Source organism: Mycobacterium sp. NAZ190054 (genome assembly GCF_001545925.1).
GTDB lineage: Bacteria > Actinomycetota > Actinomycetes > Mycobacteriales > Mycobacteriaceae > Mycobacterium.
In genome coordinates, this window is the sequence record NZ_LMVQ01000523.1 from 1 (window position 1) to 25,133 (window position 25,133).

24 protein-coding genes and 4 pseudogenes are annotated in these 25,133 nt (G+C 67.7%); 17 read left to right on the forward strand and 11 right to left on the reverse strand.

What is annotated here, in order from left to right; genetic code table 11:
* A partial coding sequence (locus tag ASJ79_RS25275) for an SDR family NAD(P)-dependent oxidoreductase (RefSeq protein ID WP_067961377.1) occupies nucleotides 1-734 on the forward strand: 734 nt, incomplete at its 5' end.
* 81 nt (nucleotides 735-815) lie between these two features.
* Entirely contained in the window at nucleotides 816-1,868 is a 1,053-nt protein-coding gene (locus tag ASJ79_RS25280) for a phosphotransferase family protein (RefSeq protein ID WP_067961379.1), read from the forward strand.
* On the opposite strand, the gene ASJ79_RS25285 is transcribed toward ASJ79_RS25280, so the two are convergent.
* Together ASJ79_RS25285 and ASJ79_RS32820 are read right to left on the reverse strand one after the other, a co-directional pair.
* A complete protein-coding gene (locus tag ASJ79_RS25285) occupies nucleotides 1,869-2,633 on the reverse strand; it encodes a sulfite exporter TauE/SafE family protein (protein WP_231751032.1) in 765 nt (254 codons plus the stop codon).
* A gap of 101 nt (nucleotides 2,634-2,734) precedes the next feature.
* The gene (locus ASJ79_RS32820) at nucleotides 2,735-2,908 is read right to left on the reverse strand and encodes a hypothetical protein (protein ID WP_156448644.1); all 174 of its coding nucleotides are present in this window, start codon (nucleotides 2,906-2,908) and stop codon (nucleotides 2,735-2,737) included.
* A gap of 306 nt (nucleotides 2,909-3,214) precedes the next feature.
* On the opposite strand from ASJ79_RS32820, the gene ASJ79_RS25290 reads away from it, so the two are divergent.
* Nucleotides 3,215-3,700, forward strand: coding sequence for a homocitrate synthase (locus ASJ79_RS25290; protein ID WP_067961381.1), 486 nt, complete (start codon nucleotides 3,215-3,217; stop codon nucleotides 3,698-3,700).
* Nucleotides 3,701-3,717: 17 nt separating this feature from the next.
* Here ASJ79_RS25290 and ASJ79_RS25295 read toward each other — a convergent pair whose 3' ends face one another.
* Entirely contained in the window at nucleotides 3,718-5,199 is a 1,482-nt protein-coding gene (locus ASJ79_RS25295) for a cytochrome P450 (protein WP_067961383.1), read from the reverse strand.
* A 128-nt stretch (nucleotides 5,200-5,327) separates the two neighbouring features.
* On the opposite strand from ASJ79_RS25295, the gene ASJ79_RS25300 reads away from it, so the two are divergent.
* Both ASJ79_RS25300 and ASJ79_RS25305 read left to right on the forward strand, forming a co-directional pair.
* Nucleotides 5,328-5,963: a TetR/AcrR family transcriptional regulator gene (locus ASJ79_RS25300; protein ID WP_067961385.1), complete on the forward strand. Its 636-nt coding sequence runs from the start codon at nucleotides 5,328-5,330 to the stop codon at nucleotides 5,961-5,963.
* A 43-nt stretch (nucleotides 5,964-6,006) separates the two neighbouring features.
* Complete coding sequence (locus tag ASJ79_RS25305) at nucleotides 6,007-6,879, forward strand: SDR family oxidoreductase (protein ID WP_067961387.1); 873 nt, start codon at nucleotides 6,007-6,009, stop codon at nucleotides 6,877-6,879.
* Between the two features lie 3 nt (nucleotides 6,880-6,882).
* Here the strand turns inward: ASJ79_RS25305 and ASJ79_RS35280 are convergent.
* From ASJ79_RS35280 to ASJ79_RS25320, 4 genes and pseudogenes are all read right to left on the reverse strand, one after another.
* Nucleotides 6,883-7,224 (reverse strand): annotated as a pseudogene (locus tag ASJ79_RS35280) (AAA family ATPase); the annotation flags it as partial.
* A gap of 127 nt (nucleotides 7,225-7,351) precedes the next feature.
* A pseudogene (locus ASJ79_RS25310) lies at nucleotides 7,352-8,176 on the reverse strand (AAA family ATPase); the annotation flags it as partial.
* 35 nt (nucleotides 8,177-8,211) lie between these two features.
* On the reverse strand, nucleotides 8,212-9,282 hold the full coding sequence (locus ASJ79_RS25315; protein WP_067961389.1) for a DNA polymerase IV: 1,071 nt from the start codon (nucleotides 9,280-9,282) through the stop codon (nucleotides 8,212-8,214).
* Nucleotides 9,279-9,896, reverse strand: coding sequence for a TetR/AcrR family transcriptional regulator (locus tag ASJ79_RS25320; protein ID WP_082754057.1), 618 nt, complete (start codon nucleotides 9,894-9,896; stop codon nucleotides 9,279-9,281). The genes ASJ79_RS25315 and ASJ79_RS25320 overlap by 4 nt, the downstream gene beginning before the upstream one ends.
* An 88-nt stretch (nucleotides 9,897-9,984) precedes the next feature.
* Here ASJ79_RS25320 and ASJ79_RS25325 point away from each other — a divergent pair, with 88 nt between their 5' ends.
* Nucleotides 9,985-10,536, forward strand: a complete 552-nt coding sequence (locus tag ASJ79_RS25325) for an NAD(P)H-dependent oxidoreductase (RefSeq protein WP_067961391.1) — start codon at nucleotides 9,985-9,987, stop codon at nucleotides 10,534-10,536.
* 43 nt (nucleotides 10,537-10,579) lie between these two features.
* On the opposite strand, the gene ASJ79_RS25330 is transcribed toward ASJ79_RS25325, so the two are convergent.
* Nucleotides 10,580-12,295 carry a PE-PPE domain-containing protein gene (locus ASJ79_RS25330; RefSeq protein WP_231751033.1) on the reverse strand — a complete coding sequence of 572 codons (1,716 nt, stop codon included), beginning with the start codon at nucleotides 12,293-12,295 and terminating at the stop codon, nucleotides 10,580-10,582.
* 788 nt (nucleotides 12,296-13,083) lie between these two features.
* Between ASJ79_RS25330 and ASJ79_RS25335 the strand changes: the two genes are divergently transcribed.
* The 3 genes from ASJ79_RS25335 (at nucleotide 13,084) to nrdE (ending at nucleotide 16,005) form a co-directional block, all read left to right on the forward strand.
* A complete protein-coding gene (locus ASJ79_RS25335) occupies nucleotides 13,084-13,338 on the forward strand; it encodes a redoxin NrdH (RefSeq protein ID WP_067961395.1) in 255 nt (84 codons plus the stop codon).
* 73 nt (nucleotides 13,339-13,411) lie between these two features.
* Entirely contained in the window at nucleotides 13,412-13,870 is a 459-nt protein-coding gene (gene nrdI, locus ASJ79_RS25340; RefSeq protein ID WP_067961397.1) for a class Ib ribonucleoside-diphosphate reductase assembly flavoprotein NrdI, read from the forward strand.
* A 29-nt stretch (nucleotides 13,871-13,899) separates the two neighbouring features.
* Nucleotides 13,900-16,005: a class 1b ribonucleoside-diphosphate reductase subunit alpha gene (nrdE, locus tag ASJ79_RS25345; RefSeq protein WP_082754058.1), complete on the forward strand. Its 2,106-nt coding sequence runs from the start codon at nucleotides 13,900-13,902 to the stop codon at nucleotides 16,003-16,005.
* A gap of 84 nt (nucleotides 16,006-16,089) precedes the next feature.
* Here nrdE and ASJ79_RS25350 read toward each other — a convergent pair whose 3' ends face one another.
* The gene (locus ASJ79_RS25350; protein ID WP_067961399.1) at nucleotides 16,090-16,476 is read right to left on the reverse strand and encodes a DUF5997 family protein; all 387 of its coding nucleotides are present in this window, start codon (nucleotides 16,474-16,476) and stop codon (nucleotides 16,090-16,092) included.
* Nucleotides 16,477-16,504: 28 nt separating this feature from the next.
* Between ASJ79_RS25350 and ASJ79_RS25355 the strand changes: the two genes are divergently transcribed.
* Nucleotides 16,505-17,218: a LysR family transcriptional regulator substrate-binding protein gene (locus ASJ79_RS25355; protein WP_067961401.1), complete on the forward strand. Its 714-nt coding sequence runs from the start codon at nucleotides 16,505-16,507 to the stop codon at nucleotides 17,216-17,218.
* A gap of 12 nt (nucleotides 17,219-17,230) precedes the next feature.
* On the opposite strand, the gene ASJ79_RS25360 is transcribed toward ASJ79_RS25355, so the two are convergent.
* Entirely contained in the window at nucleotides 17,231-17,647 is a 417-nt protein-coding gene (locus ASJ79_RS25360; RefSeq protein ID WP_067961403.1) for a VOC family protein, read from the reverse strand.
* 106 nt (nucleotides 17,648-17,753) lie between these two features.
* On the opposite strand from ASJ79_RS25360, the gene ASJ79_RS25365 reads away from it, so the two are divergent.
* Together ASJ79_RS25365 and ASJ79_RS33485 are read left to right on the forward strand one after the other, a co-directional pair.
* On the forward strand, nucleotides 17,754-19,124 hold the full coding sequence (locus ASJ79_RS25365) for an OFA family MFS transporter (protein WP_067961421.1): 1,371 nt from the start codon (nucleotides 17,754-17,756) through the stop codon (nucleotides 19,122-19,124).
* The gene (locus ASJ79_RS33485; RefSeq protein WP_197420374.1) at nucleotides 19,121-19,273 is read left to right on the forward strand and encodes a hypothetical protein; all 153 of its coding nucleotides are present in this window, start codon (nucleotides 19,121-19,123) and stop codon (nucleotides 19,271-19,273) included. Before ASJ79_RS25365 ends, ASJ79_RS33485 begins: the two co-directional genes overlap by 4 nt.
* 30 nt (nucleotides 19,274-19,303) lie before the next feature.
* Here the strand turns inward: ASJ79_RS33485 and ASJ79_RS25370 are convergent, their stop codons facing one another.
* On the reverse strand, nucleotides 19,304-20,485 hold the full coding sequence (locus ASJ79_RS25370; protein ID WP_067961405.1) for an NAD(P)/FAD-dependent oxidoreductase: 1,182 nt from the start codon (nucleotides 20,483-20,485) through the stop codon (nucleotides 19,304-19,306).
* Between the two features lie 106 nt (nucleotides 20,486-20,591).
* Here ASJ79_RS25370 and ASJ79_RS25375 point away from each other — a divergent pair, with 106 nt between their 5' ends.
* The 5 genes and pseudogenes from ASJ79_RS25375 to ASJ79_RS25395 all read left to right on the forward strand — a co-directional run.
* On the forward strand, nucleotides 20,592-21,332 hold the full coding sequence (locus ASJ79_RS25375; protein WP_067961407.1) for a TetR/AcrR family transcriptional regulator: 741 nt from the start codon (nucleotides 20,592-20,594) through the stop codon (nucleotides 21,330-21,332).
* 141 nt (nucleotides 21,333-21,473) lie between these two features.
* The gene (locus tag ASJ79_RS25380) at nucleotides 21,474-22,229 is read left to right on the forward strand and encodes a hypothetical protein (RefSeq protein ID WP_067961409.1); all 756 of its coding nucleotides are present in this window, start codon (nucleotides 21,474-21,476) and stop codon (nucleotides 22,227-22,229) included.
* Nucleotides 22,230-22,260: 31 nt separating this feature from the next.
* A pseudogene (locus ASJ79_RS31645) lies at nucleotides 22,261-23,445 on the forward strand (HD-GYP domain-containing protein); the annotation flags it as partial.
* A 115-nt stretch (nucleotides 23,446-23,560) separates the two neighbouring features.
* Nucleotides 23,561-24,133: pseudogene (locus ASJ79_RS35285) on the forward strand (aldehyde dehydrogenase (NADP(+))); the annotation flags it as partial.
* Nucleotides 24,134-24,167: 34 nt separating this feature from the next.
* The coding region (locus ASJ79_RS25395) for a 5-dehydro-4-deoxyglucarate dehydratase (RefSeq protein WP_231751035.1) at nucleotides 24,168-25,133 on the forward strand (966 nt) is incomplete at its 3' end.

Here is a 25,133-nt window from a genome sequence, read left to right on the forward strand (position 1 = left end):
GCGGCGCGTCGGGCTTCGGGCGGGCCACCGCGGAGGCACTGGCCAAGCGCGGTGCCAGCGTGGCGGTGCTGGATCGCCCCCAGTCCAAGGGCAAAGAGGTGGCCGACCAGATCGGCGGCACGTTCCACGAGGTCGACATCACCGACTTCGACGGCACCGAGTCCGTGCTCAACCAGGCCGTCGAAACCCTGGGCGGCCTGCACATCGCGGTCACGACCGCCGGCGGCGGCATCGCCGAGCGCACCGTCAAGAAGGACGGGCCGCACAGCCTGGAGTCGTTCCGCAAGAGCATCGACCTGAACCTGATCGGCACGTTCAACATCAGCCGGCTGGCCGCGTGGCAGATGTCGAAGAACGACCCGGTCGACGACGAGGCCGAGGAGCGGGGCGTCATCATCAACACGGCCTCCATCGCCGCGTTCGAGGGACAGATCGGTCAGGTGGCCTACACCGCCTCCAAGGCCGCCATCGCCGGGATGTGCCTGACCATGGCCCGCGATCTGGGCAGCCTGGGCATCCGCGCACTGGCGATCGCGCCGAGCCTGTTCGCCACCGGCCTGACCGAAGGCATCCCGGATGAGTTCGCGACCGTGCTGACCAAGGATGCGGCCTTCCCGAAGCGGCTCGGCAAGCCCGAGGAGTACGCCAAGCTCGCCGTCGCGATCGTCGAGAACCCGATGCTCAACGGCCAGTGCCTGCGCCTGGACGCCGGCCAGCGCTTCGCCCCCAAGTAGCAGCGGCGAATCGGCGTGTTTGTCGTCGCGCGACGGCGACAAACACGCCGAAATCACCACTGGGCCTGACACTATGGCGGCATGCCAGTCGACGTGACGCTGACCGAGACCGAACAGCACGCACTCCGGGACTGGGTGCGGGCGAGCGGAATCGGCTCCACGGTCACCGACGTGGAACCGCTGACCGGCGGATCGCAGAACATCGTCGTGCGGTTGCGGGTGGACGGCGAGCCGATGGTGCTGCGCCGTCCGCCGCAGCATCCCCGGCCCACGAGTGACAACACCATGCGCCGCGAGATCGCCGTGCTGCAGACCTTGAAAGGCACGGCGGTGCCGCATCCGGAACTGATCGCCGGGTGCGAGAACCTCGACGTGCTCGGGGTGGTGTTCTACCTGATGCAGCAGATCGACGGCTTCAACCCCGGCACCGAGACCGACGAGGCCTACGTCCGCGACGCCGGGATGCGTCACCGGGTCGGGTTGTCGTATGCGGCGAGCCTGGCCGAACTCGGCAAGGTGGCCTGGGAGGGCAGCCCGTTGGCCGCCCTCAAACGCCCGGGGTCCTTTCTGGCGCGCCAGGTTCCGCAGTTCATGCGGCTGCTGGAGAGTTACCGGCACGACAACTACGCACCCGAGTCGTTTCCGTCGGTGCACGTGCTGGCCGACTGGCTGGAATCGCGGCGGCCCGACGACACGGAACCCGGGATCATGCACGGCGACTGCCATCTGAACAACGTGCTGCTGCGCCGCGACGTCCCTGAGCTGGCGGCGTTCATCGACTGGGAGATGTGCACGGTCGGAGACCCGTTGCTCGACCTCGGCTGGATGCTGGTGTGCTGGCCCGACGGGCCGAATCCGATCAACGCCGGAGCCGAACTGGCCGCGCTCGGGGGTCTGGCCACCCGCGCCGAACTCGTCGAGGCCTATCGGGATGCGGGCGGGCGCCGGACGCAGCGACTGGACTGGTATGTCGCGATGGCCTGTTTCAAGCTCGCGATCGTCATCGAGGGCACCTGGTCGCGCTACCTCGCCGGGCAGGCCAGCGCGGAGGCCGGCGAGCGGCTGCACGCGTCGGCGGAGAACCTGATCGCGCTCGGGACGCAGGTTTCCAAGGGGGACAACCCGTTCGTGTGATCAGCTGTAGGCGTCGAACCCGAGTTTGACGGCGAGGGCCACCCCGGCCAGACCGATCGCGACACGCAACGGTTTGTCCGGGCTGTGCCGCACGATCACGGGGCCGAGTCTGGCACCGAGCAGACAGCCTGCCCCGAGTGCCGCGACGGTCACCCACTGCACCGGCGCCACCACCGCGAAGATCACCGCGGCCACACCGTTGGCGAGGCCGAGGACGACGTTCTTGGTGGCGTTGGCATGTGCCAGTGTCGCTTCGCTGAGGCGCAGGAACAGCGCGAGCAGCAGTACGCCGGCCGCGGCGCCGAAATAGCCGCCGTAGATGCAGATCGCGAACACCGCGACGCCCTGCAGTACGAGCATCAGGGTGCGTCTGCGCCGCGACGCGGCCGACATGTCCCGATTCGGCCGCACCGGGAGCAGGATCGCCACCGACGCGAACCCGAGCAGTACCGGAACAACCTTCTCGAAGCCCTCCGCGGGCGTCGACAACAGCAGTGCCGCGCCGGTGACGCCGCCGACCGCGGCGAACGGCAGCACCCGCTTCAGCGCCGCGCCCTGGCCGGCCAGTTCGGGTCGCGATCCCAGGACCGACCCGACGCTGCTGCCGACCAGCGCGACGGTGTTGGTGACGTTGGCCGTCACCGGTGGCAGCCCGGCCAGCAGCAGCGCCGGGTACGTCGCCACCGATGCCAGGCCCGCGATGCTTCCGGTCAGTCCACCGGCGATTCCGGCCGCGAAGAGCAGCACTGCTTGCGACCAGGGCACCGGCACATTCTGCCTGCACGGTCACCGCCCCGCCCGGCGTGGGTGTGGCACAGATGGACCCCGCCGGCCCGGCGCCGGCGGGATCCACGGCAACGGCCTCGCTACGCGCGGCGGCGGATTGACGGTGCCGGTGGCACGTGTGGCCGGGTAGCCGGCGTCCCTGCGCCCACCGTGGTCGTCGACGCCGGCTGCACCGGTTCGGTGGCATTCGCGGCCCCGGCGCCGCCGAACAACAGCGCCAGTGCGGTGGTGCCGATCGCCAGTGTGTTCCGCATGATTTCCTGCTGACGGTCATGTGCCGATGTTGTGGCACAAGGTGCGACAGGCCCCGGAGGTAGTTCAGTGCGCTCCTACCGCCCCGGCACGATTTGCTGAACCAGTCGGCGCGGTCGAGCAGGCAAAACTGTGGCGACGCCGCGGTGGTAATTGGTTGCGCCGATGGATCGCAGCGGTCTAGCATCGCTGACGTGCCGAGGCGACTCGTAGTAGCAACCCGCAGCGGGGTCTGATCCTGACCGACCCCCCGCTGTGGGTCGTCGCTACTTTCGTCGGTCGCTTCCTCTCGGATCGAAAGCCGGCACATGAACTCCCCGATCACCACCCCTGATGGCTCTGGTTCGATGACCTTCGCCGCCGTAGTCGACGGCCGGCTGCCGCGTGCGTTGCGCGAGCCGGCCGAGACGAAGTCGTTCGACGAGTTCTGCGACGAGTACGCGCCCTCGTCCGGACCGGTGCGGTTGGGGCAGTGGTCCTGTGTCGACGGTGAGCGGCGGCTGGGCCCGCAGGTTCGCAACTATCAGGCCACGTTGGCGCTGGGGGACCGCATCGGCACCTCGCGAGCCGCGGCGTGCGGCCCGGTCGCCGCGCTGACCGCGATGCTCTACGAACACGGTGTGGCCGTCGAGATGACGGCGTTTCACCAGTTGCGCGCCGGTGATCACACCGCGACGTTCGTCCACGGCAGCGACGGCGGCAGCTCTCAGTGGGCGATGGGGTGGTCCGACGATCCGACCGAATCGGCGTTGCGCGCGGTCGTCGCCTGCGCCAACCGGCTGATCACCGGCTGACCTCGGCGCAGGGAGACTCAGTGCCGCGGGCGCAGCACGATCGGCATGCCGTCCAACGGGACCGGCATGCCGCCGTAGTCGTAGCGCGGCCGGTAGCCCGGTCGCGGCAATTCCAGCCGGTAGTTCTGCAGCAGGCGGTGCATCACCGTCTTGATCTCCAGTTGGCCGAACACCATGCCGATGCACTTGTGCGCGCCGCCGCCGAACGGGGCGAACGCATAGCGGTGCTTCTTGTGCTCGTTGCGCGGTTCGGCGAACCGTTCCGGATCGAACTTCTCGGGATCGGTCCACAGCTCGGGCAGCCGGTGGTTGATCGACGGCCACGTCACCACGCTGGTCCCGGCCGGGATGTAGTAGCCCAGCAGGTCGGTGTCGCGGACGGCCTGGCGGAAGTTGAACGGCAGCGGGGTCATCATCCGCAGCGACTCGTTGATCACCAGGTCGTAGGTCTCGAGCTTCTCCAGCGCCTCGATGTCCAGTGGGCCGTCGCCGATGCGCGCCGACTCCTCGCGCAACCGGTCCTGCCACTGCGGGTTGGCGGCCAGGTGGTAGGCCATCGTCGTCATGGTCGAGGTCGACGTGTCGTGCGCGGCCATCATCAGGAAGATCATGTGGCTGACGATCTGGTCGTCGGTGAAGCTCTGACCGTCCTCGTCGGCGGAATGGCACAACACGCTGAACATGTCGGTGCTCTCCGAGCGACGCTTCTCGCCGATCCGGCTGGAGAAGTAGTCCTCCAGGGTCTTGCGCGCCTTGATCCCGCGCCACCACGTCAACGGCGGCACCGGCTTGCGCACGATCGCGTTGCCCGCGCGGGTGGTCGTGGTGAACGCCTGGTTCACCGTGGTGACCAGAGCGCGGTCGGTACCCGCAGGCACCCCCATGAACACCTCGGAGGCGATGTCGAGGGTGAGCTCCTTGATGGCCGGGTGGAACAGGAACCGTGGATCGTCGGCCACCCAGTCGTTGGTGAGCACGGTCGACGCCACCGAGTCGATGTGGGAGACATAGCCGGTCAACCGGCTGCGGGTGAACGCCTCCTGCATGATCCGCCGGTGGAACAGGTGCTCGTCGAAGTCCAGCAGCATCAGCCCGCCCTCGAAGAACGGGCCGATCACCGGATCCCAGGCGCGCTGGGAGAAGTCCTTGTTGCGGTTGGTGAACACGGCCTGGGTCGCGTCGGGGCCCAGCGCCATCACCGACGACAGCGCGGGCGACTCGGCGAAGTACACCGGCCCGTGCTTGCGGTAGATCTCGAGGATGAAGTCGGGTCCGCCGCGGAAGATCTCGATCATGTGCCCGATGACCGGCAGGCCCGCGTCACCGAGGATGGGCTTCAGATCGCTGCCGGCCGGCGGATTGGCCAGCACGAACTGGTCCCACTTCTTGTCCTTGAGGCGCTTCTCCACCACTCCCATCCCCGGAATGGTGAGCGGGGTCGGCTTCAGCCGCCGTTTCGCCTGGTCGAGCAGATAATCTGAGGTCGAGACTGCCGGCACCTGAACACTCCTGGAGTCGAAGGCTGTGGTCGATGTCACTTTCCCCAGCTATCCTGGTCGAGACTCTTGACGGCTGTCAAGTTTTCTAGGTTTGTGTCGGAGGTGTCGCGGTGCCAAGGTTTACAGCCATGACGGCCGAACCCGCTCCCACCGACCTTCGTCGCAGCCGGGGCGATCGTCAGCGGGACGCCATCGTGGCCGCCGTCCGCGAGTTGCTGCAGGAGCGTTCGTTCGCCGACCTGTCGGTCAGCACGATCAGCGAACGCGCCGGGGTGGCCCGGTCCGGTTTCTACTTCTACTTCGACTCCAAATACGCGGTGCTGGCGGTGATCGTCGCCGAGGCGATGGCCGAACTGGACCAGCTCACCCACGATTTCGCGCCGCGCGAGCCGGGAGAGTCGCCGTCGGAGTTCGCCAAGCGGATGGTCGGCTACGCCGCGACGGTGTACTCCAGGAACGACCCGGTCATGGGCGCGTGCAACGTGGCCCGCAACACCGATGCGCAGATCCGCGAGATCATGGACGACTTCCAGGACACCGTGGTGGACAAGATCGTCGGTCTGGTCGAGCACGACTCCGGTGCACGTCCGATCACCGAAGATCTGCCGGCGTTGGTGCGCACACTGATCGCGGTGACATCGATGACGCTGTCGCACGACAGCGCCTTCACCGGCCGCGGTGAAGACCCCGCCCGTGCCGTCGACATCGTGGAACGGCTGTGGCTGACCGGGCTGTGGGGCGGCGACAACCTCGCGACGGGCTAGCGACCGGAGGTCTCGGTCCGGCGCGCCGGTAGTGTCGCGTTCCATGGCCAAGGGGAACGGAATCGACGGGTTCACCGGCAAGCGGTGTCTGATCACCGGCGCCGCCAGCGGCATCGGACGCGCGACCGCGCTCAAGCTGGCCGCGCACGGCGCGGAGCTGTTCCTGACCGACCGCGACGCGGACAAGCTGGAGCTGACCGTCGCCGACGCCCGCGCGCTCGGTGGCGTGGTCTCGGCCCACCGCGAGCTGGACATCGCCGACCATGACGCGGTCGCCGGATTCGGCGCCGACATCCACGCCGCGCACCCGGCGATGGACGTGGTGATGAACATCGCCGGGATCTCGGCCTGGGGCACCGTGGACAGACTGACCCACCGTGACTGGAAGTCGCTGGTCGACGTGAACCTGATGGGACCGATCCACGTGATCGAGACGTTCGTGCCGCCGATGGTCACGGCGCGCCGGGGCGGCCACCTGGTCAACGTGTCGTCGGCCGCCGGCATCGTCGCGCTGCCGTGGCACGCGGCCTACAGCGCAAGCAAATACGGGCTGCGGGGGCTTTCCGAGGTGTTGCGTTTCGACCTCGCCCGCCACCGCATCGGCGTGTCGGTGGTGGTGCCCGGCGCGGTGCGCACCCCGCTGGTGGACACGGTGCACATCGCCGGCGTGGACCGCGACGACCCGAACGTGCAGAAGTGGACGAAGCGCTTCTCGGGGCACGCGGTCTCTCCGGAGTTCGCGGCGGACAAGATCCTGCAGGGGGTCGTCAAGAACCGCTACCTCGTGTACACGTCGAACGACATCCGGGCGCTGTACGTGTTCAAACGGACGATGTGGCTGCCGTACAGCATCGCCATGAAACAGGTGAACGTCCTGTTCACCCGTGCGCTGCGGCCGAAAGCCAAGCGGCGCTGAGGTTCAGCGGTTGCCCCAGTCCCACGGCGGAGTGGTCAGCAGCCCCTGATCGGCGACCTTGGTCTCGCCCCAGTCCTTGTACAGTTCGATCTCCCAGGCCTCACCGTCCGAGCCGATCGGTTCGGCTCCGAGGTGGGTGCGCAGCGCCGCGGAGTGCGTCACCACGACGACCTGGGTGCGCGCCGCGGCGGCCTCGATGAGTTCGGCCAGTGGGCGCACCAGATCGGGATGCAGCGACGTCTCCGGCTCGTTGAGCACCATCAACGACGGTGGCTGCAAGCTCAGCAGCGCGGCCGCCCACAGCAGAAATCTCAGCGTGCCGTCCGAGATCTCGGCGCTGCGCAGCGGACGGAGCATGCCGCGCTGATGAAGATTCAGGTCGAACAGACCGTCGGTGACGGCCACCGAAACCGTCGCGCCGTCGAACGCCGCGGCCACTGCGCGGGCGATCCGAGATCTCGGCGCTGCGCAGCGGACGGAGCATGCCGCGCTGATGAAGATTCAGGTCGAACAGACCGTCGGTGACGGCCACCGAAACCGTCGCGCCGTCGAACGCCGCGGCCACTGCGCGGGCGAGTTCGTCGGACCCCGTTTCGAGGATCGTCTGGACCGCGGCAGCCAGGTCGGCGCCGTCGTCGGCGAGCACCGGCGTGCGGGTGCCCACCTGGGGCCGCCGCGCCGGCGCCCGGCTGTCCGCGCGGAACCCGTCGTAGAACCGCCAGTCCCGCAGGCGCTCCCGGACCATCACGAGTTCGGGCGCCGCACCCGCCCAGTCGGCCAGCACACTGCGGTGGGCAGGAAGGTTGCGCGTCAGCTCGTCGAAACCGCGGCCGCTCTCGGCGGCGACCTCGACCAGGCCGCGCACCCGCCGCACCAGCGTCGTCGCCGGACGGGCCACCGGCCCGGCGAACACCAGCTCACGCTTGACCTCCGGGTCACGGATGAACGCCGTCGCGCCGGCCTGGGGTAACCCGAGGTCGACCAGATACCCGAAATCGTCTGCCGCGTAACCCATCTCGATGGACACCGGGCGGGTGCGCGGACCGCCCTGCGCGGTGCCGGTGCGCCGGGCGCCGCGCAGGGTCTCCGGACCCGCCCAGATCGCCGACTCGACACCGCCCTCCCGGGCGAACGATGCGATCACCTCGCCGCGGCCGCAGTCGGCCAGCAGACGCAACGCCCGATACAGCGACGATTTCCCGGTGCCGTTGGCGCCGGTGATCACCGTCAACCGGCGCAGCGGCAGCACGAGGTCACGCAGCGAACGGTATCCACGGATCGCGACGGTCTCGAGCATGCCGTCGAGGATATTGGCCGACTCCGACGAATCCGTCACCCCGATGCGGCGCCGCCTGCCCCGGAGCCCGGCATCGCCAGTTCCAGGCGCACTCCGAGGAGCCGGACCGGGCGGTCCCGATCGAACTGGCCGAGTAACTGCAGCGCAGTGCTGACCACCGGCTCCCGGTCGGTCGTGGGCGCGACGAGCTTGCGGATCTTGGTGCGCGTGTAGAAGGTGTTGGTGCGCAAGGTGACTGCGACGCGGGTGACGACCCGTTGCTGTGCGACGACTTCGGTCAGCGTGCGTTGCGCGAGATCCACGACGGCCCGGGCCATCTCGTCGTGGTCGGTGAGGTCGTGTGCAAACGTGACGACATGGCTGCGTGAGCGCGCCACCCATGGCTCGGCGCTGACCATGGCGTCGCCGCCGCCCTTGGCCAGGAGCAGGATCCACAGCCCGGTCGTCGGTCCGAACGCGGCCGTCAGCACCGCCGGGTCGGTGCGCGCCAGATCCGCGACCGTCGTGATGCCCATCGCGGCAAGCTTCTTGGCGGTCTTGGGGCCCACGCCCCACAGCGCATCGACCGGACGGTCGCCCATGGTCGGCATCCAGTTGTCGTCGGTGAGCGCATGCACACCCGCGGGCTTGCCGAAGCCGGTGGCCACCTTGGCCCGCTGCTTGTTGTCGCTGATGCCCACCGAGCACGACAACCCGGTCTCGGCGGCGATGACGTGCTGGATGCGGTGGGCCAGCGCGACGGGATCGTCGACCTGCGCCCCGATGTAGGCCTCGTCCCAGCCCCACACTTCGACGGGGTGGCCGAGGTCGCGCAGCAGATCCATCACCTGCTCGGAGGCGGCGTCGTAGGCGTCGGGATCCGACGGCAGGAAGGTGGCGTCGGGACACCGGCGGACGGCGGAGCGCAGCGGCATCCCGGCGTGGACACCGAACTCGCGGGCCTCGTAGGAGGCGCAGGTGACCACCTTGCGGGGTTCGGTCGGGTCGCCGCTGCCGCCCACGATGACGGGTAGTCCGACGAGCTCGGGATGTCGCCGCAACTCGACCGACGCCAGGAACTGATCGAGGTCGACGTGCAGGATCCACTGTTTCCGGGCGGCGGTCATGAGCCGCAGAGTTTGCGCGCCACCGTTTCCCAACCGTCCCCGAGTTCGTCGAGCGTGCGGTTCTGGTCGTGGAGCTGGTGGTGCACGTAGTCGGCGTCGAGCAGGGCCAGCAGTGCGCTCGCCTGGACGTCGAGATCGCCTGTGGTACCTGCGGATTCGAGAAGCAGTCGAACGTGGCTATGGTGCAGTGTCATCGGCGCGCTGAACCGCATCTGCGGATCGCGGCCGACGTCGGCGAGCAGGGCGTGGTGGGTGTCGACGAACTTCAGTCGTTCCCTGCCGTAGGCCAGCAGGCGCTGCAGCGGGGGAGCCTCCGGGCCCAGCGGGGGAGGTCCGAAGAGGAAAGCCTGCTGCTGGGCCTTCTCGGCTTCGTCGAGCAGCACGATCATCAGCCCCGCCCGGCTGCCGAACCGGCGGAAGAGTGTGCCTTTACCCACCCCGGCGGCCGCGGCGATGTCGTCGGTGGTGACGGCTTCGGCGCCGTGTTCGTCGACCAGGCGGCGCGCGGCGTCGATGAGCAGTGCCCGGTTGCGCGCGGCATCGCCCCGTTCGGGCGCTCCCGGGCTGCCCACCGACAGTGCCGGTGCGCCGTTCCGGTCCTCCGCCACGCTCACCTCGCAACTTTAACTCAGCGGGAATAGCGCGGACTGCGGTCCGGTTGGGTACGTGGGAAGATCGAGCCGGACCACGGGAGGGCCCTTGATGACGCAGAGCGCGAACACCACCGTATTGGTTCTCGTCGGCAGTCTCCGGGCTGCGTCGGTGAACCGGCAACTGGCCGAACTGGCTGTCGAGAGCGCGCCCGAGGGCGTGACACTCCAGCGGTTCGACCGGTTGGGTGAGTTGCCGTTCTACAACGAGGACATCGACACCGACGACGTGGCCGAACCCGTGGCGGCCCTGCGTGAGGCGGCCGCACTGGCCGATGCCGCGCTGGTGGTCACCCCCGAGTACAACGGCAGCATCCCAGGCGTGCTGAAGAATGCGATCGACTGGCTGTCGCGCCCGTATGGCAACAGCGCGCTCAAGGGCAAGCCATTCGCGGTCGTCGGGGCGGCGCTGGGTCAGTACGGCGGCGTGTGGGCCCACGACGAGACCCGCAAGTCGTTCGCCATCGCCGGCCCCCGGGTGGTGGAGGGCCTCGACCTGTCGATCCCGACGAAGTCGCTGGACGGTAAGTCGCCGAGGGAGAACGCCGAGGTCGCGGCCCGCCTGCGTGACATCGTCGGCAAGCTGGCCGCCGAGGCCGCCTGACAACGGCGTCGCCGGTCTCGCGTCTCGCGGTCCCCTGCGCCGTTCACTCGGTTCCTCTGTCTGACGAACCGGGCCGGCTCGTCGGCTGCGTCGTGTCACCGCTGCGGTCTGGCGCCCCGCTTTGTGCGCAGTCGCTCGGTGTTCTCAAACCGCGATCGACACCGCGCGATGACGTGTCTGACGACGGGCTGTCGGATGCGAAGGATGTCCTTGTCCGTTCTGACTCGCCCGTGGATGCCTCCCGTGACGGCGATTCCGTGGTCACGTTCGCGCTGTCCTCAGCGGAGACGTGGTCCACGGCAGTGGCGTCGTCCGCGGTCGCCTCGGTCGTCGACGAGAGTTCGTCCGTCGCGGCGACCTCGTGAGGCTCGATCTTCCCGATCGACATCGACCCGGCGTCCGATCCGACAGTCACTACCGGTTGAATCTCCGATGGTTGTTCGTCTGTCGGCTCCTGGCCGTCCTGGAGCGCGAATGTCCCTTCATCGTCCTGCGTCGGATTCACGCTTCGGGAGGTGTCTGCGGCCACCGTGTACATGTGCTCGCCGCGTGAGTGCGCTGAGGCCGCAAGAGCGGGGTCGGACACGGCATGTGGCGGTTCGTCGGTCTGCGCCGCCTCGGTCTCGGCTGCGTCGATGTGCACATCGTCGTGGTGTGTCGAGGTGATCGGTGGGGAGGTCTTCACCAGCGGCGGCAAGCCGACGAGGGCCGCCGCATTGTTGATGCCCTCGCCCACCGCGTTGATGAGGTCGACGATGAGCTTGACCGGGTCGAGCTTCGGGATCAACCGCGCCGGGGTGGGCTCCCAGGGCGGGATGGTGCGGTCATAGCCGAGTTCGACGAGCACCCGGAAGAACGGCTCCACCACGTCGATCACCGGCTCGGGCACGCCCAGCGTGCGCAGCGGACCGAACAGCGGCAGATCCGGATTCTCGAAGACGTAGTAGCTGGTGTCGCCGTATGTGCCTCGGAAGGCAGGTGACTTCATCGGCTCATGAGCGGGCAGGCTGACGTCGAAGATGTGTGTGTGCACGTACAGGATGCCCAGAATCGCGTTCAGGTCGGCGAGCAGATTGAGCGGATACAACGGGAAATCGGTGAATCCGTCGTACTGCCTGGCGATCTCGGTCGTATCGAACGGCGTATCGGTTGCCGCCGGACCGTTGAACAGAAGATCGAGGATCGGTATGTAGAGCCCCGGAAAGCGGGAAACGAAACCGCCGTTGGGCAGGTTGGGGTCACCGCTGAGCACGAAGTCGATGTCGGGCACGTCGTCGGTGCCTGCTGGGTATAGTTCGGCCAGCCTGCGCTTCACCACGTTCGCGACCCCGGCGCCCTGCGAGACGCCGTAGACCACCCGGTGGTCGTTGTCGTTGACCGCGATCGCCGCCTCCAGGCTGTCCGCACCCTTCTGCAGTGATTGATTGGCGGTCAGGTCGAAGAGTCCGGAGAGTTTCCACCACGGCTCGTCCGGCCACGCCGGCCCACCGGGGCTGAACAGGCGCTCGTCGCCCAGCGCGAGTCCGATGAGACGAAAGAGCCCGGTGATGGGCCAGAACTCCTGGGGAGTGGTCACCTTCACGTAGTCGATGTCACCCGGATGGGTCGGGGCGATGTACTGGTTCTTGACGATGTCGACGACGGTGTCGTCCGGCGTGGGGCAGGTGGTGCCACACACGATCAGCGCGGTGGTGTCTGCGGTCAGGTCGACAAAGGATGGGCTTGTCGACGGCGGCCCCAGCGGGGCTGTGACCGCCACCAGTAGCGTCGTGCTTGCGATGGTCGCCATCCGTCGTGTGGCCGGGTTGAGGCGACGACGCTGTCGTCGCTGCGCGGACACCGATGACCGAATCGGACATACCAGCGTTTTCATCGTCATTTCCGCCCCCGGCTCAGGTCAGGGCACGACCTCGGCGTCGGGTCGTACCGTGCACCCAGATCGTCGCGGGCGGCGGAGCAGAAACCCTCAGTAGTGCGGTACTGAGACCTGTCGAATTCGAAGGGATCGAAGGTGGCTGCGGTACGTGCACCCGGTCCCGCGCGATCGCGTCCAGCCCGGGGATCGGGCGGTGACGAGCGGATAGGTGAAAACGCACACGTTGACGCGGTCTCCGACATTCGGTGCTCGACGTTTGCTGGGCGTCGCTGAACGCTTGGGCGCGCCGGGCAGGATGTCAGTGGGTTCTGGTAGATGAAGACGGTATGCCTGCCCGCGCAACGCGACACGCCGATGTGACATACGACACGCCGGGCCGACACGCGGCGAAAGGCTTACGACCTGGGAATTTCAAAAATGTCATTCAGAACATCTTGTATCTCTTCTGATTGTCGGCCACTAGGTGTAGTGTTTCGGGCACCGACGGACCCCCAAGATGTGGAGGTCGGCCGGAGCCAGAAGTTCCGGCGGCGTCGGGTTACCGACACACCGGCGGGTGGCCCGGACGGCTGGAATTTCAGGGGCCGGCGGGTCGCTGGAACATAGCGAGAAGCACACAAAAGCAGTTGCAGCCCGTTTTGCCCCACTTGGCGTTAGGAGCAGTACCGCAGATGACTCAGCCAGCAACCGTCACCGTGTACACCAAGCCGGCATGCGTTCAGTGCAACGCCACCTACAAGGCGCTCGACAAGCAGGGCATCGCCTACGAGGTCGTCGACATCAGCCTGGACACCGAGGCCCGTGACTACGTGATGGCGCTCGGCTACCTGCAGGCGCCCGTCGTGGTCGCGGGTAACGACCACTGGTCGGGTTTCCGTCCCGACCGGATCAAGGCGCTGGCGGGTGCGGTCGCGACATCTGCGTGACGGGCGTGGCCGCGGCCACCGCCGGGCAGTGAGCGGGTATCGGATCGACAGCAGGGAAGTAGAGGAGGTCACCATGAGCAATCTCGTCTACTTCTCCAGTGTCTCCGAGAACACCCACCGCTTCGTCGAGAAGCTGGAGATGCCGGCCACCCGGATTCCGATCCACGGGCGCATCGAAGTCGACGAGCCCTACGTGCTGGTGCTCCCCACCTACGGCGGTGGGCACGCCAACGGTCCCGATCCCGATCGCGGGGGCTACGTGCCCAAGCAGGTGATCGCCTTCCTCAACAACGAACACAACCGGTCGTTGATCCGCGGCGTCATCGCCGCGGGCAACACCAACTTCGGCGCCGAATTCGGATACGCGGGGGTCGTCGTCTCCCGCAAATGTGGCGTCCCATTCCTGTACCGATTCGAACTCATGGGAACGACGGATGACGTGTTCGCCGTCCGCGCGGGACTGAGTGATTTTTGGGCCGACGCCCGGAAGGACCAGACGTGTCACCAACCGTCACAGCTGCAGAACCTGTAACCACCGGCGCGCAGTCGCTTCCGGGGGAGATGGACTACCACGCCCTCAACGCGATGCTGAATCTGTACGACGCCGAGGGCAGAATTCAGTTCGACAAGGATGTGCAGGCCGCGCGCGAGTACTTCCTGCAGCACGTCAACCAGAACACGGTCTTCTTCCACAGCCAGGACGAGAAGCTCGATTACCTCATCGAGAAGAACTATTACGAGCGTGAGGTCCTCGACCAGTATTCGCGCAACTTCGTCAAGGAACTGCTGGATCGCGCGTACGCGAAGAAGTTCCGCTTCCCGACGTTCGTCGGCGCGTTCAAGTACTACACGTCCTACACGCTGAAGACCTTCGACGGGAAGCGCTACCTGGAGCGCTTCGAGGACCGGGTGGTGATGGTCGCGCTGACGCTGGCCGCCGGTGACACCACTCTGGCCGAGAAGCTCGTCGACGAGATCATCGACGGCCGGTTCCAGCCCGCCACCCCGACGTTCCTGAACTCGGGCAAGAAGCAGCGCGGCGAGCCGGTGTCGTGCTTCCTGCTTCGCATCGAGGACAACATGGAGTCGATCGGGCGCTCCATCAACTCGGCGCTGCAGCTGTCCAAGCGCGGTGGCGGAGTGGCGTTGCTGCTGACCAACATTCGTGAGCACGGCGCGCCGATCAAGAACATCGAGAACCAGAGCTCCGGGGTCATCCCGATCATGAAGCTGCTGGAGGACTCGTTCTCCTACGCCAATCAGCTCGGTGCCCGCCAGGGTGCCGGCGCGGTGTACCTGCACGCCCACCACCCCGACATCTACCGCTTCCTGGACACCAAGCGGGAGAACGCCGACGAGAAGATCCGCATCAAGACGCTGAGCCTGGGTGTGGTGATCCCCGACATCACCTTCGAGCTGGCCAAGAAGAACGAGGACATGTACCTGTTCTCGCCGTACGACGTCGAGCGGGTGTACGGCGTTCCGTTCGCCGACATCTCCGTCACCGAGAAGTACTACGAGATGGTCGACGACGCGCGCATCCGCAAGACCAAGATCAAGGCGCGCGAGTTCTTCCAGACGCTGGCCGAGCTGCAGTTCGAGTCGGGCTACCCGTACATCATGTTCGAGGACACGGTGAACCGGGCCAACCCGATCGACGGCAAGATCACCCATTCGAACCTGTGCTCGGAGATCCTGCAGGTCTCCACACCGTCGGAGTTCAACGACGACCTGTCCTACAAGAAGATCGGCAAGGACATCTCCTGCAACCTCGGCTCGCTCAACATCGCCAAGGCGATGGACTCGCCGGACTTCGCGCAGACCATCGAGGTGGCGATCCGGGCGCTGACCGCGGTGAGCGACCAGACCCACATCACCTCGGTGCCGTCGATCGAGCAGGGCAACAACGATTCACACGCGATCGGCCTCGGGCAGATGAACCTGCACGGCTACCTGGCGCGCGAGCGGATCTTCTACGGGTCCGAAGAGGGTGTGGACTTCACCAACATCTACTTCTACACCGTGCTCTACCACGCGCTGCGCGCCTCGAATCGCCTTGCGATCGAGCGCGGTACGCACTTCAAGGGGTTCGAGAAGTCCAAGTACGCGTCGGGGGAGTTCTTCGACAAGTACACCGAGCAGGTGTGGGAGCCCAAGACCGACAAGGTCCGTCAGCTCTTCACCGACGCCGGCATCCGCATCCCCGATCAGGAGGACTGGAAGCGGCTGAAGGAGTCGGTGCAGAAGCACGGCATCTACAACCAGAACCTGCAGGCCGTCCCGCCAACCGGGTCGATCTCCTACATCAACCACTCGACGAGCTCGATCCACCCGATCGCGAGCAAGGTGGAGATCCGCAAGGAAGGCAAGATCGGGCGCGTCTACTACCCGGCGCCCTACATGACCAACGACAACCTGGAGTACTACCAGGACGCGTACGAGATCGGCTACGAGAAGGTCATCGACACCTACGCCGCGGCCACCCAGCACGTCGACCAGGGGCTCAGCCTGACGCTGTTCTTCAAGGACACCGCGACCACCCGCGACGTCAACAAGGCGCAGATCTACGCCTGGCGCAAGGGCATCAAGACGCTGTACTACATCCGGCTGCGCCAAATGGCTTTGGAGGGAACCGAAGTCGAGGGTTGCGTCAGCTGCATGTTGTGACGTAGCCGGTACCGCGAGCGTGCAGTGACGGTAGCCGCGAGACGCTCCTCACTACCGCCACAGCACGTTCGCGGACTGGCCGACTCAGCTGTCGCGAGCCTGTTCCGCGCGCACCGCCTTCAGCCGTCGCTGCTCGCGCAGCACATTCTGGTAGCTTTCGCGTTCGGCGACCAGCCACTCAGGCTGCTCCTCGAGCAGTGCATCGATCTGCTCGGTGGTCAGCGCCTCGGTGACGCCGCCGCGGCCGAGCCCGGCGATCGACACGCCCAGCTTGGCCGCCACCAGGTTCTTCGGGTGCGGCCCGTTCTTGCGAAGGTCCTTGAGCCACTGCGGCGGATCCGCCTGCAGGGCCGCGAGCTCGTCGCGGGTGATCGGGTTCTGCTGGAACTCCGCAGGTGTCGCGGGCAGGTACACGTCCAGCTTCTTCGCCGCGGTGGCGGGTTTCATGGACTGCGCGTTGGGCCTGCTCACGCAACCAGCCTATCGGTAGCCTGATGCGGTGACCGTGCAGTCCTTGACCCTCGGGTACGTCCCCGGCGGGACGCCGGCGAAGTGGGCCCGGATCTGGGCGCAGCGTCACCCCGACGTGCCGCTGCAGCTGAGCTCCGTCGCCGCGGCAGACGCGGCCGCCGCGGTACGGGCCGGGACCGTCGACGTGGCGTTGCTCCGGTTGCCGGCCGACACGTCGGGGCTGGCGGTCATCCCGTTGTACGAGGAGACGACGGTGGCCGTGGTGCCGGCCGATCACCTCCTCGGTGCCGCCGACGCGATCACGTCCGCGGACCTCGACGGCGAGCCGGTGCTGCGCCCACTCGACGATGTCCTGGGCTGGGCCGCCATTCCCGGCACTCCGGTCGATCACCGTCCCGAGACCACCGGGGACGCAATGGAACTCGTCGCCGCAGGGATGGGTGTGCTCGTGGTTCCACAGTCGCTGGCGCGGCTGTATCACCGCAAGGACCTCACCTACCGCCCGATCACCGACGCGCCGCCCTGCCCCGTGGCGCTGGCCGTCCCTGACGGACCGCAGCCGGCACTGATCGAGGAGTTCATCGGCGTCGTGCGGGGCCGCAAACCCGGCTCGTCGCGGGGCCGGGCAGAGCCGACGCCGAAACGCACCGCACGGGAGAAGACCCTCGCCAAGCAGGCTGCCCGCGCCGCTGCGGGCAAGGTCGCCCGCAAGCCGGGCCGAACCGGGCGCGGCCGGGGCTGACCACGAAAGGCCTCAGATCGTCAGGGTGCCGTCGTCGTTGATCGTCCACTCCGGGTTGACCGCGACCTCCCAGACGTGGCCGTCGGGATCGGCGAAGTAGCCCGAGTACCCGCCCCAGAACATCTTCTCGGCCCGTTTCAGGACCGTCGCGCCTGCGGCTTCGGCCTGGGTCAGGACCGCGTCGGCGTCGGCTTCGGTGCGCTGGTTGATCGCGATCGTGATGCCGCTGAAGCGTCCGTCGATCGGGTGGTGGGCATCCTCGGCGAGGTCGGCGCGGCCGAACAACGCCAACGCGATGCCGGGAAGCTGGTAGAACACCACGCCCTCGGGAGCCGCCTTCGGTACCCAGCCCAGGCCCTGCTCGTAGAACCGCCGGGCCCGCGCGAGGTCCTCGACGCCGAGGGTGATCAGGCTGATGCGCTGCTCCATGAGTGTCACGCTACTGCGCGGATTCCGGAGGCGACCGAGTACCGACAACGCGCCAGATTGCACGACAAAGGTCACACATCGTGGCGAAGTGGGTATGACACCGGGCATGACCGCCCCGTTTTTCAGCCGAGAACGCATCGTCGCCTCGCCTGGATGGAGCCGTTGGCTGGTCCCACCTGCGGCGTTGTCGATCCACCTGTCGGTCGGCGCGGCCTACTCCTACAGCGTGTTCAAACTGCCGCTGCAGGAATCCCTCGGGATCTCCGGCACGCTGAGCGCCCTGCCGTTCACGGTCGGCATCGTCGTTCTGGGGTTGTCGGCGGCCATCTTCGGCACCTGGGTGGACCGCGCCGGTCCGCGAGCGGCGATGTTCGCAGCGACGTGCTGTTTCTGCGGCGGTTGGTTCGTCGGGTCGGCCGGACTGCTCATCGGGCAGTTCTGGCTGGTGCTGCTCGGCTACGGCCTGCTCGGCGGCATCGGCTGGGGTATCGGCTACATCTCCCCGGTCGGAACGTTGATCAAGTGGTTCCCCGACCGTCCCGGGATGGCGACCGGACTTGCCATCATGGGGTTCGGCGGCGGCGCGCTGATCGCGTCACCCTGGTCGACGGCGATGCTCGACCTGTTCGGCACCGACACCGCCGGCATCGCGAAGACGTTCGCGGTGCACGGCGCCGTCTACGCCGTCTTCATGTCACTGGGCTGGCTGCTCATCCGCGTACCGCGACCGGACTGGAAGCCGTCGAACTGGACACCGCCGCCTGTGCAGGCCAATTCCATCATCACCGGCGGCCAGGTGTCGGCCGGCAACGCGATCAAGACCCCGCAGTTCTGGCTGCTGTGGATCGTGTTGTGCTTCAACGTGACCGCCGGCATCGGCATCCTGGAGAAGGCGTCGCCGATCTATCAGGACTACTTCCCGGCCGCGGGGGCGGCCGCCGCCGGACTTGCCGCCGCCGCGGCCGGATACGTCGCGATGCTGTCCCTGGGCAACATGCTCGGCCGCATCGGCTGGTCGAGCCTGTCCGACAAGATCGGACGCAAGAACGCCTACCGGCTCTACCTCGGCGTCGGCGCGCTGCTCTACCTGACTATCACCGTGATGGAGAACTCCAACAAGCTCGTCTTCCTCGTCGCGACGATCCTGATCCTGTCGTTCTACGGTGCGGGCTTCGCCACGGTCCCGGCCTATCTGCGCGACCTGTTCGGCACCTTCCAGGTCGGCGCGATCCACGGCCGCCTGCTGACGGCATGGTCGGCGGCCGGTGTCCTCGGACCGATCATCGTCAACTTCGTGGCCGACCGGCAGGCCGAAGCCGGCAAGCAGGGGCCGGCCCTCTACACGGTGTCGTTCTCGATCATGATCGCGTTGCTGGTGGTGGCGTTCATCGCGAACGAACTGATCCGGCCGGTCAACGCCAAATGGCACGAACCCGACGAGTCGAGAGCATCTGACAGAGAGGACGCGGTCCGATGACCGACCAGCCCGCCGACACCGAACTTCGCGAGTACACCCCGACGGTGCCCAAGGCCTACATCGTGCTGGCGTGGGTGTGGGTGGGCATCCCGTTCGGTTACGGCCTGTACGAACTGCTGATCAAGGCCGGTCGGTTGTTCGGTGCGTGAGGCCCGCGTCGCCGCTGTACCGGTGAGGGATCAGAACGTGTGCTGAGGGCCTTGCGCCTTCTTGTAGAGCGCCTTGAGCATGCGATCGCGGAAGGCGGCGTTGTCGATCAGCTTCACGCCGGCATTGGCCAGCTTGGGCTGGCCGATCAGCTTGTGCATGTAGCGGCCGCGCCGATACTCCCTGCCCCACGCTGCTTCCATCCGCTGTGCGTAGTTGGTGAAGTCGCCGGGGCCACCGTTGGTCAGCGCGGCGATCGCGCATTCGCCTGCGGCCAATCCGGATTCGAGTGCCTTGGAGATCCCCGCACCCGAGGCCGGCTTGCCCGCGCCCAGCGAGTCGCCGGTGAACAGCACGCCCGGGCGCCACGGCGGCCACGCGGTGAACCCCATCGGCAGGCGCCACGCCCGCACGCTCTTGTTCTTCTTGAGTTCCTCGATCGGCGGGAGGTCCCACTCGCGCGGCAGCGTGCGCAGGAAATCGCCGAGGAACTGGGTGGCGTTGATCGACTGCCAGTTCTTGTAGCTGTTGACGTAGCCGAGGCCGATGTTGAAGATCCCGTTGCCCATCGGGAACACCCAGCCGTACCCGGGCAGCTGGTCGCCCTGGAACATCAGCTTCAGGTAGATGTCCAGGGAATCGGAGTCCTCGCGATTGGCCGGCATCTCCGACCGGATCGCGATCGCCGAGTAGCCGTTGTACTCGGAGTCGATCTTCAGCGCGCGCTTGATGGGGGAGTAGGCCCCGTCCGCGGCGATCACCGCGTCGCCGTAGACCTTCTCGCCGCCCTTGAGCACCACGCCGATCACCCGGCCGTCGGCGTCCAGTTCCGGGCCCGACACCTCGGCGCCCTGACGGATCTCGGCGCCGGCGGACTCGGCGTGCTTGAGCAGCACGGTGTCGAGGTGTTCACGGCTTACCGTGTGGCCGTGGTCGGGCATCCCGGGACGCTTGGGGAACGACAGCTCCCAGCGGCTCGGGCTGAACACCGTGACCCGGTTGACCCGGTGGTAGGTGGCCACCTCGTCGGCCAGGCCCATCTTCTGCAGGTAGCTGACCGCGCGTGCGGTCAGCCCGTCACCGCAGGGCTTGGCTCTGGGGAATTGTGCCTTGTCACACACCAGCACCTTCGCGCCGGTCTGCGCCGCCTGCCATGCGGCGGCCGAACCGGAAGGTCCTCCACCTGCGATGACCAGGTCGTATCGCTGCGTCATTGATCTCTCTCGTCGAGCGGCTGTCGCAGCGATAGTACCCAAACTCGCCCCTTTCGTCCGACGAGGTCTGAGCAGGTCAGCGGTGTCTGAGCGGTACAGTGGTCGGGTGCGACGAGGGTCGAGGGCGCGCTCCGCCGAGGACACGGGCATCAAGGTCGACGCCCGCAGTGAGCGCTGGCGCGAGCACCGCAAGAAGGTGCGCGCGGAGATCGTCGACGCCGCCTTCCGCGCCATCGACCAGCTCGGACCCGAGGTGTCCCTGCGCGAGATTGCCGAAGAGGCCGGGACCGCGAAACCCAAGATCTACCGCCACTTCACCGACAAGTCCGATCTGTTCCAGGCGATCGGTCAACGCATGCGCGACATGCTGTGGGCGGCCATCTTCCCGTCGATCAACCTGTCCACCGACGCCGCGCGCACCGTGGTCTTCCGGGCCGTCGAGCAATATGTGCGGCTGGTCGACGAACACCCGAACGTCGTCCGCTTCCTGATGCAGGGCAGGTTCGCCGAGCAGAGCGAGTCGGCGATGCGGGCGCTCAACGAGGGCCGTGACATCACGCTCGCGATGGCCGACATGTTCAACAACGAGTTGAGCGACCTGGAACTCGATTACGCGGCATTCGAACTCGCGGGTTTCGCGACGTTCGGCGCGGCGGCGTCGGCCACCGACTGGTGGCTGGGCAGCGAGCAGGACAGCCCGCGCAGGCTGCCGTCGGAGAAGTTCGTCGAGTATCTGACCACGATCATGGTCGGCTCGATCAACGGCACCTGCGAGGTGCTCGGTATCAAGATCGACCCCGATGTGCCGCTGCACGAAGGCGTCAAACGCCGCGAACAGGTCGCCTGAGCAATCACCCCCGAACGCCGAGATTGCGTTCGCGCAGGAAAAATGCGAGAACGGGCCTGCTGGAATGCCATTTCGGCGGGGTTTGGAATTGAGGCAGATGCCTCATGTCCCGGGCGCGGCGTGCGCCGACGATCTACAGGCATGAACACACACCGCGATTACCGCACCCCCCAGGCTGCCGCCGAGGCCGTCGCCGCACATCCCGTCCTGCCCGCCGGAGACGACGAACGTTTCGTCGGCTTCGGGATCATGGGCATGCCGTTCGCCGGCGGGCATTACCTGGCGCTACGTCAGTTCCCCGCGACCACGTTCGCGCCGGCCTACGTGTCGGTCTGGCACCGCGACCCCTCCTGCACGTGGACGTTCTACGCGACCACACCCGGCCAGCAGAGCTGCGCGAGGTACTTCAGCTCGGCGACCCCGAACGATCCCGTGCAGTGCGACATCGCGCTGGCCTGGGAGTCGCCGTGGACGGTGCGCATCGAGATCCCGGGGCTGCTCCGATGGACTGTCGAGCTGCAGAACACCTGGGCTACAAGGCTGATGACGTCGATCGGCGGACGGCTGCCGGACGCGGCGTGGACCAACACGTCGACGCTGTCGGTGATCAGCCGGGTCGCGGGCCGCACCCTCGGCGTCGGGGACATCCGGCTCACCGGAACGGCGGCCAACGGTCAGCGCTACATGGTCGCACCGAAGGTGGTGTGGGCGGTGGCCGCCTCGCGGGCGACCCTGCACGGGGACGACCTCGGGCCGATCGGTCCGTTGATGCGGCAGGCCCGGCTCGGTGACTTCCGGCTGCCGCAGCGCGGCATCGGCGTCATCGGATCCGGCCATTTCGAGAACTACGACGCCGACCGGCATCTGGCCGCCGAGCGGACCGTGGCGTTCGGCTGACCGACCGGTCATCGACGGGCAGAATCATCGGATGGCGCCGCCGGCCGAGCATCCGGCCCGATCGCCCAGCAGGGCCGAACTGCTGGCGGCGCTGTCCATCGCCGTCGACCTGGGCCTCGGGCAGCCGGCCGAGCACATGCTGCGGTCGGCGGTGATCGCCACCCGGATCGCCGACAGGCTCGGACTCGAGCGTGCCGAGCGGGACTGCTGCTACTACATCGCGCTGATCATGTGGATCGGATGCCATGCCGACTCCCACGAGTATGCGCGCTGGTTCGGCGACGACATCGCCGTCCGTCACGATTCGTATCTGGTCGACTGGTCGGGGCTGCCGTACCTACGGTTCCTGCTCGCCAACACCGGCCGCGGGCAGCCGCTGCTCCACCGATTGACCGTCATGGCAACACTTTTCGCCGACGCGCGCGGACAGATCGCCCAACTGATCCACTCCCATTGCGCCTCGGCCGGAATGCTGGCCGACCGGCTCGGCCTGAGCGCCGAGGTGCAGTCGATGCGCGGCTACACCTTCGAGCGCTACGACGGCGGTGGCCTGCCCGCCGGGGTGGGCGGCGACGACATCCCGATGCCGATGCGGGTGGCCCAACTGGCCGACGTGGCCGAGGTGCACCACCGCACCTACGGGCTCGACGGGGCGGTCGCGATGGCCCGCAGCCGGCGCGGCGGGCAGTTCGACCCCGACGTCGTCGACGCGTTCACCGCCGACGCGCCTGCGGTGTTGTCGGTGCCCGCTCCGGGCCAGGCCTGGACGGTCGCGTTGCGGGAAGCCCCGGACTACGCCGAACGCCTCGGCGCCGCGGAGCTGGATTCGTTGCTGGTGGCGCTCGGTGACTTCGTCGACCTGAAATGCCCTTTCACACTGGGGCATTCGCGCGCAGTCGCCGAGCTGGCCGCCGATGCGGCGAGCCTGGCGGGCCTGGACGCCGAGACCGTGACCGTCGTGCGCCGGGCCGGGCATGTGCACGACCTGGGCCGGATCGGGGTTTCCAACCAGGTCTGGTCGAAGCCGGCGTCGCTGACCGCGGGGGAGCTGGAACGGGTGCGTCTGCACCCGTATCTGACCGTGCGCATCCTCAGCCAGGTCGACGGTCTCGACGTCGTCGCGCAGGTGGCGGGCAATCACCACGAGTCGCTGGACGGGTCCGGGTATCCGCGCGGCCTGCCCGCGGCCGCGCTCGGACTTCCCGACCGGATCCTGTTCGGCGGCTGGCCGACCGGGGTCGAGGTGTGCCACGCGATGGTGCACGGCGGACCGTTCCCCGCCACCTCGGATTCGCGCACCACCTCCGTGGGCTCGCGGGCGATCGAACGCTATGCTCACCCCGACCATCGCCCGCAGCTACGCCGCGGGCGTCGAGGCGCTGTCGGGCGCCGCGCAGCTGGTCGGCCGCGGCCAGCCTGGAACCGGCGAAACCTCCTGCCACGCAGCGCTGTTCACCACCGATGCGGCGAGCTTCCTGGCCTCCGAAGCGCTGCAGGCCGAGGTGTTCGGGTCGTCGAGCCTGATCGTGCGCTGCGCCGACGCCGAGCAGATGCGTGCCGTCGCCGAAGGCATCGAAGGACAGCTGACCGCCACCGTGCACGCCGACGACTCCGACCTCGACGAGGCCGGCCGACTGTTGCCGCTGCTGGAACTCAAGGCCGGCCGGATCCTGTTCGGCGGCTGGCCGACCGGGGTCGAGGTGTGCCACGCGATGGTGCACGGCGGACCGTTCCCCGCCACCTCGGATTCGCGCACCACCTCCGTGGGCTCGCGGGCGATCGAACGCTATCTGCGGCCGGTCTGCTACCAGGACGTCCCGAAGTCGTTGCTGCCCAGCGCGATCGCTGACGGCAACCCGGACGGCCTGTGGCGGCGCATCGACGGCCGCCTCACCCGAGACTGACCTCCTTCACACCTCCACCTCCGAAAGGCCTGTTATGCGTCCGAACTTTGACGGCGTCCTGTTCTTCCCCGTCACCCCGATGACCGAGTCTGGCACCGTCGATCTCGACGCGCTGGCCCGTCACATCGCCAAGGGCGTGGACGCCGGCCCCGGCGGTGTGTTCATCGCCTGCGGCACAGGGGAATTCCACGCCCTCGAGGACGGGGAGTTCGGCGACGTGGTGCGCACCGCGGTCGACGTGGTCGCCGGACGGGTCCCGGTCTACGCCGGCGCCGGGGGTGCGGTCGCCCACGCCAAGCGGTTCGCGGTGGCCGCCAAGCAAGCCGGCGCCGACGGCCTGCTGATGCTGCCGCCCTACCTCGTCGAGGTGCCGCAGGCCGGGCTGGTCGACTACACCCGCGCGGTGGCCGGGGCGACCGATTTGCCCGTCATCGTCTACAACCGCAACAACGCCCGCTTCACCGAGGAGTCCGCGGTCGCCGTCGCCGAGATCCCCAACGTCGTCGGATTCAAGGACGGGACAGGCAATTTCGATCAGGTCGCCCGCATCGTGCAGGCGGTCAAGACCACCGTCGACCCCGACTTCCTGTTCTTCAACGGGCTGCCGACCGCCGAGACCACCCAGCAGGCCTACCGCGCCATCGGCGTCCCGCTGTACTCGTCGGCGACGTTCGCCTTCGCGCCGGACCTGTCGCTGGCGTTCTACAACGCGCTCGAGTCCGGCAACGACCAACTCGCCACCGCACTGCTCAACGCGTTCTTCATCCCGCTGGTGCGTCTGCGCGACACCGTGCCCGGGTACGCGGTGTCGCTGGTCAAAGCCGGCGTCACGATGGAAGGCGTGCCCGCCGGGCCGGTGCGCCCGCCGCTGGTGATGCCCAGCGCCGGTGACGCGGATCGGCGTCATGCTCAGACGGCTCGGGCCAGCGCGTCGGCCAGCACCGCGCGCCCGGCTCCGGCGGTCGGCGGCAGGCGGGGGGAGTGGCAGGCGGGCGGGTGG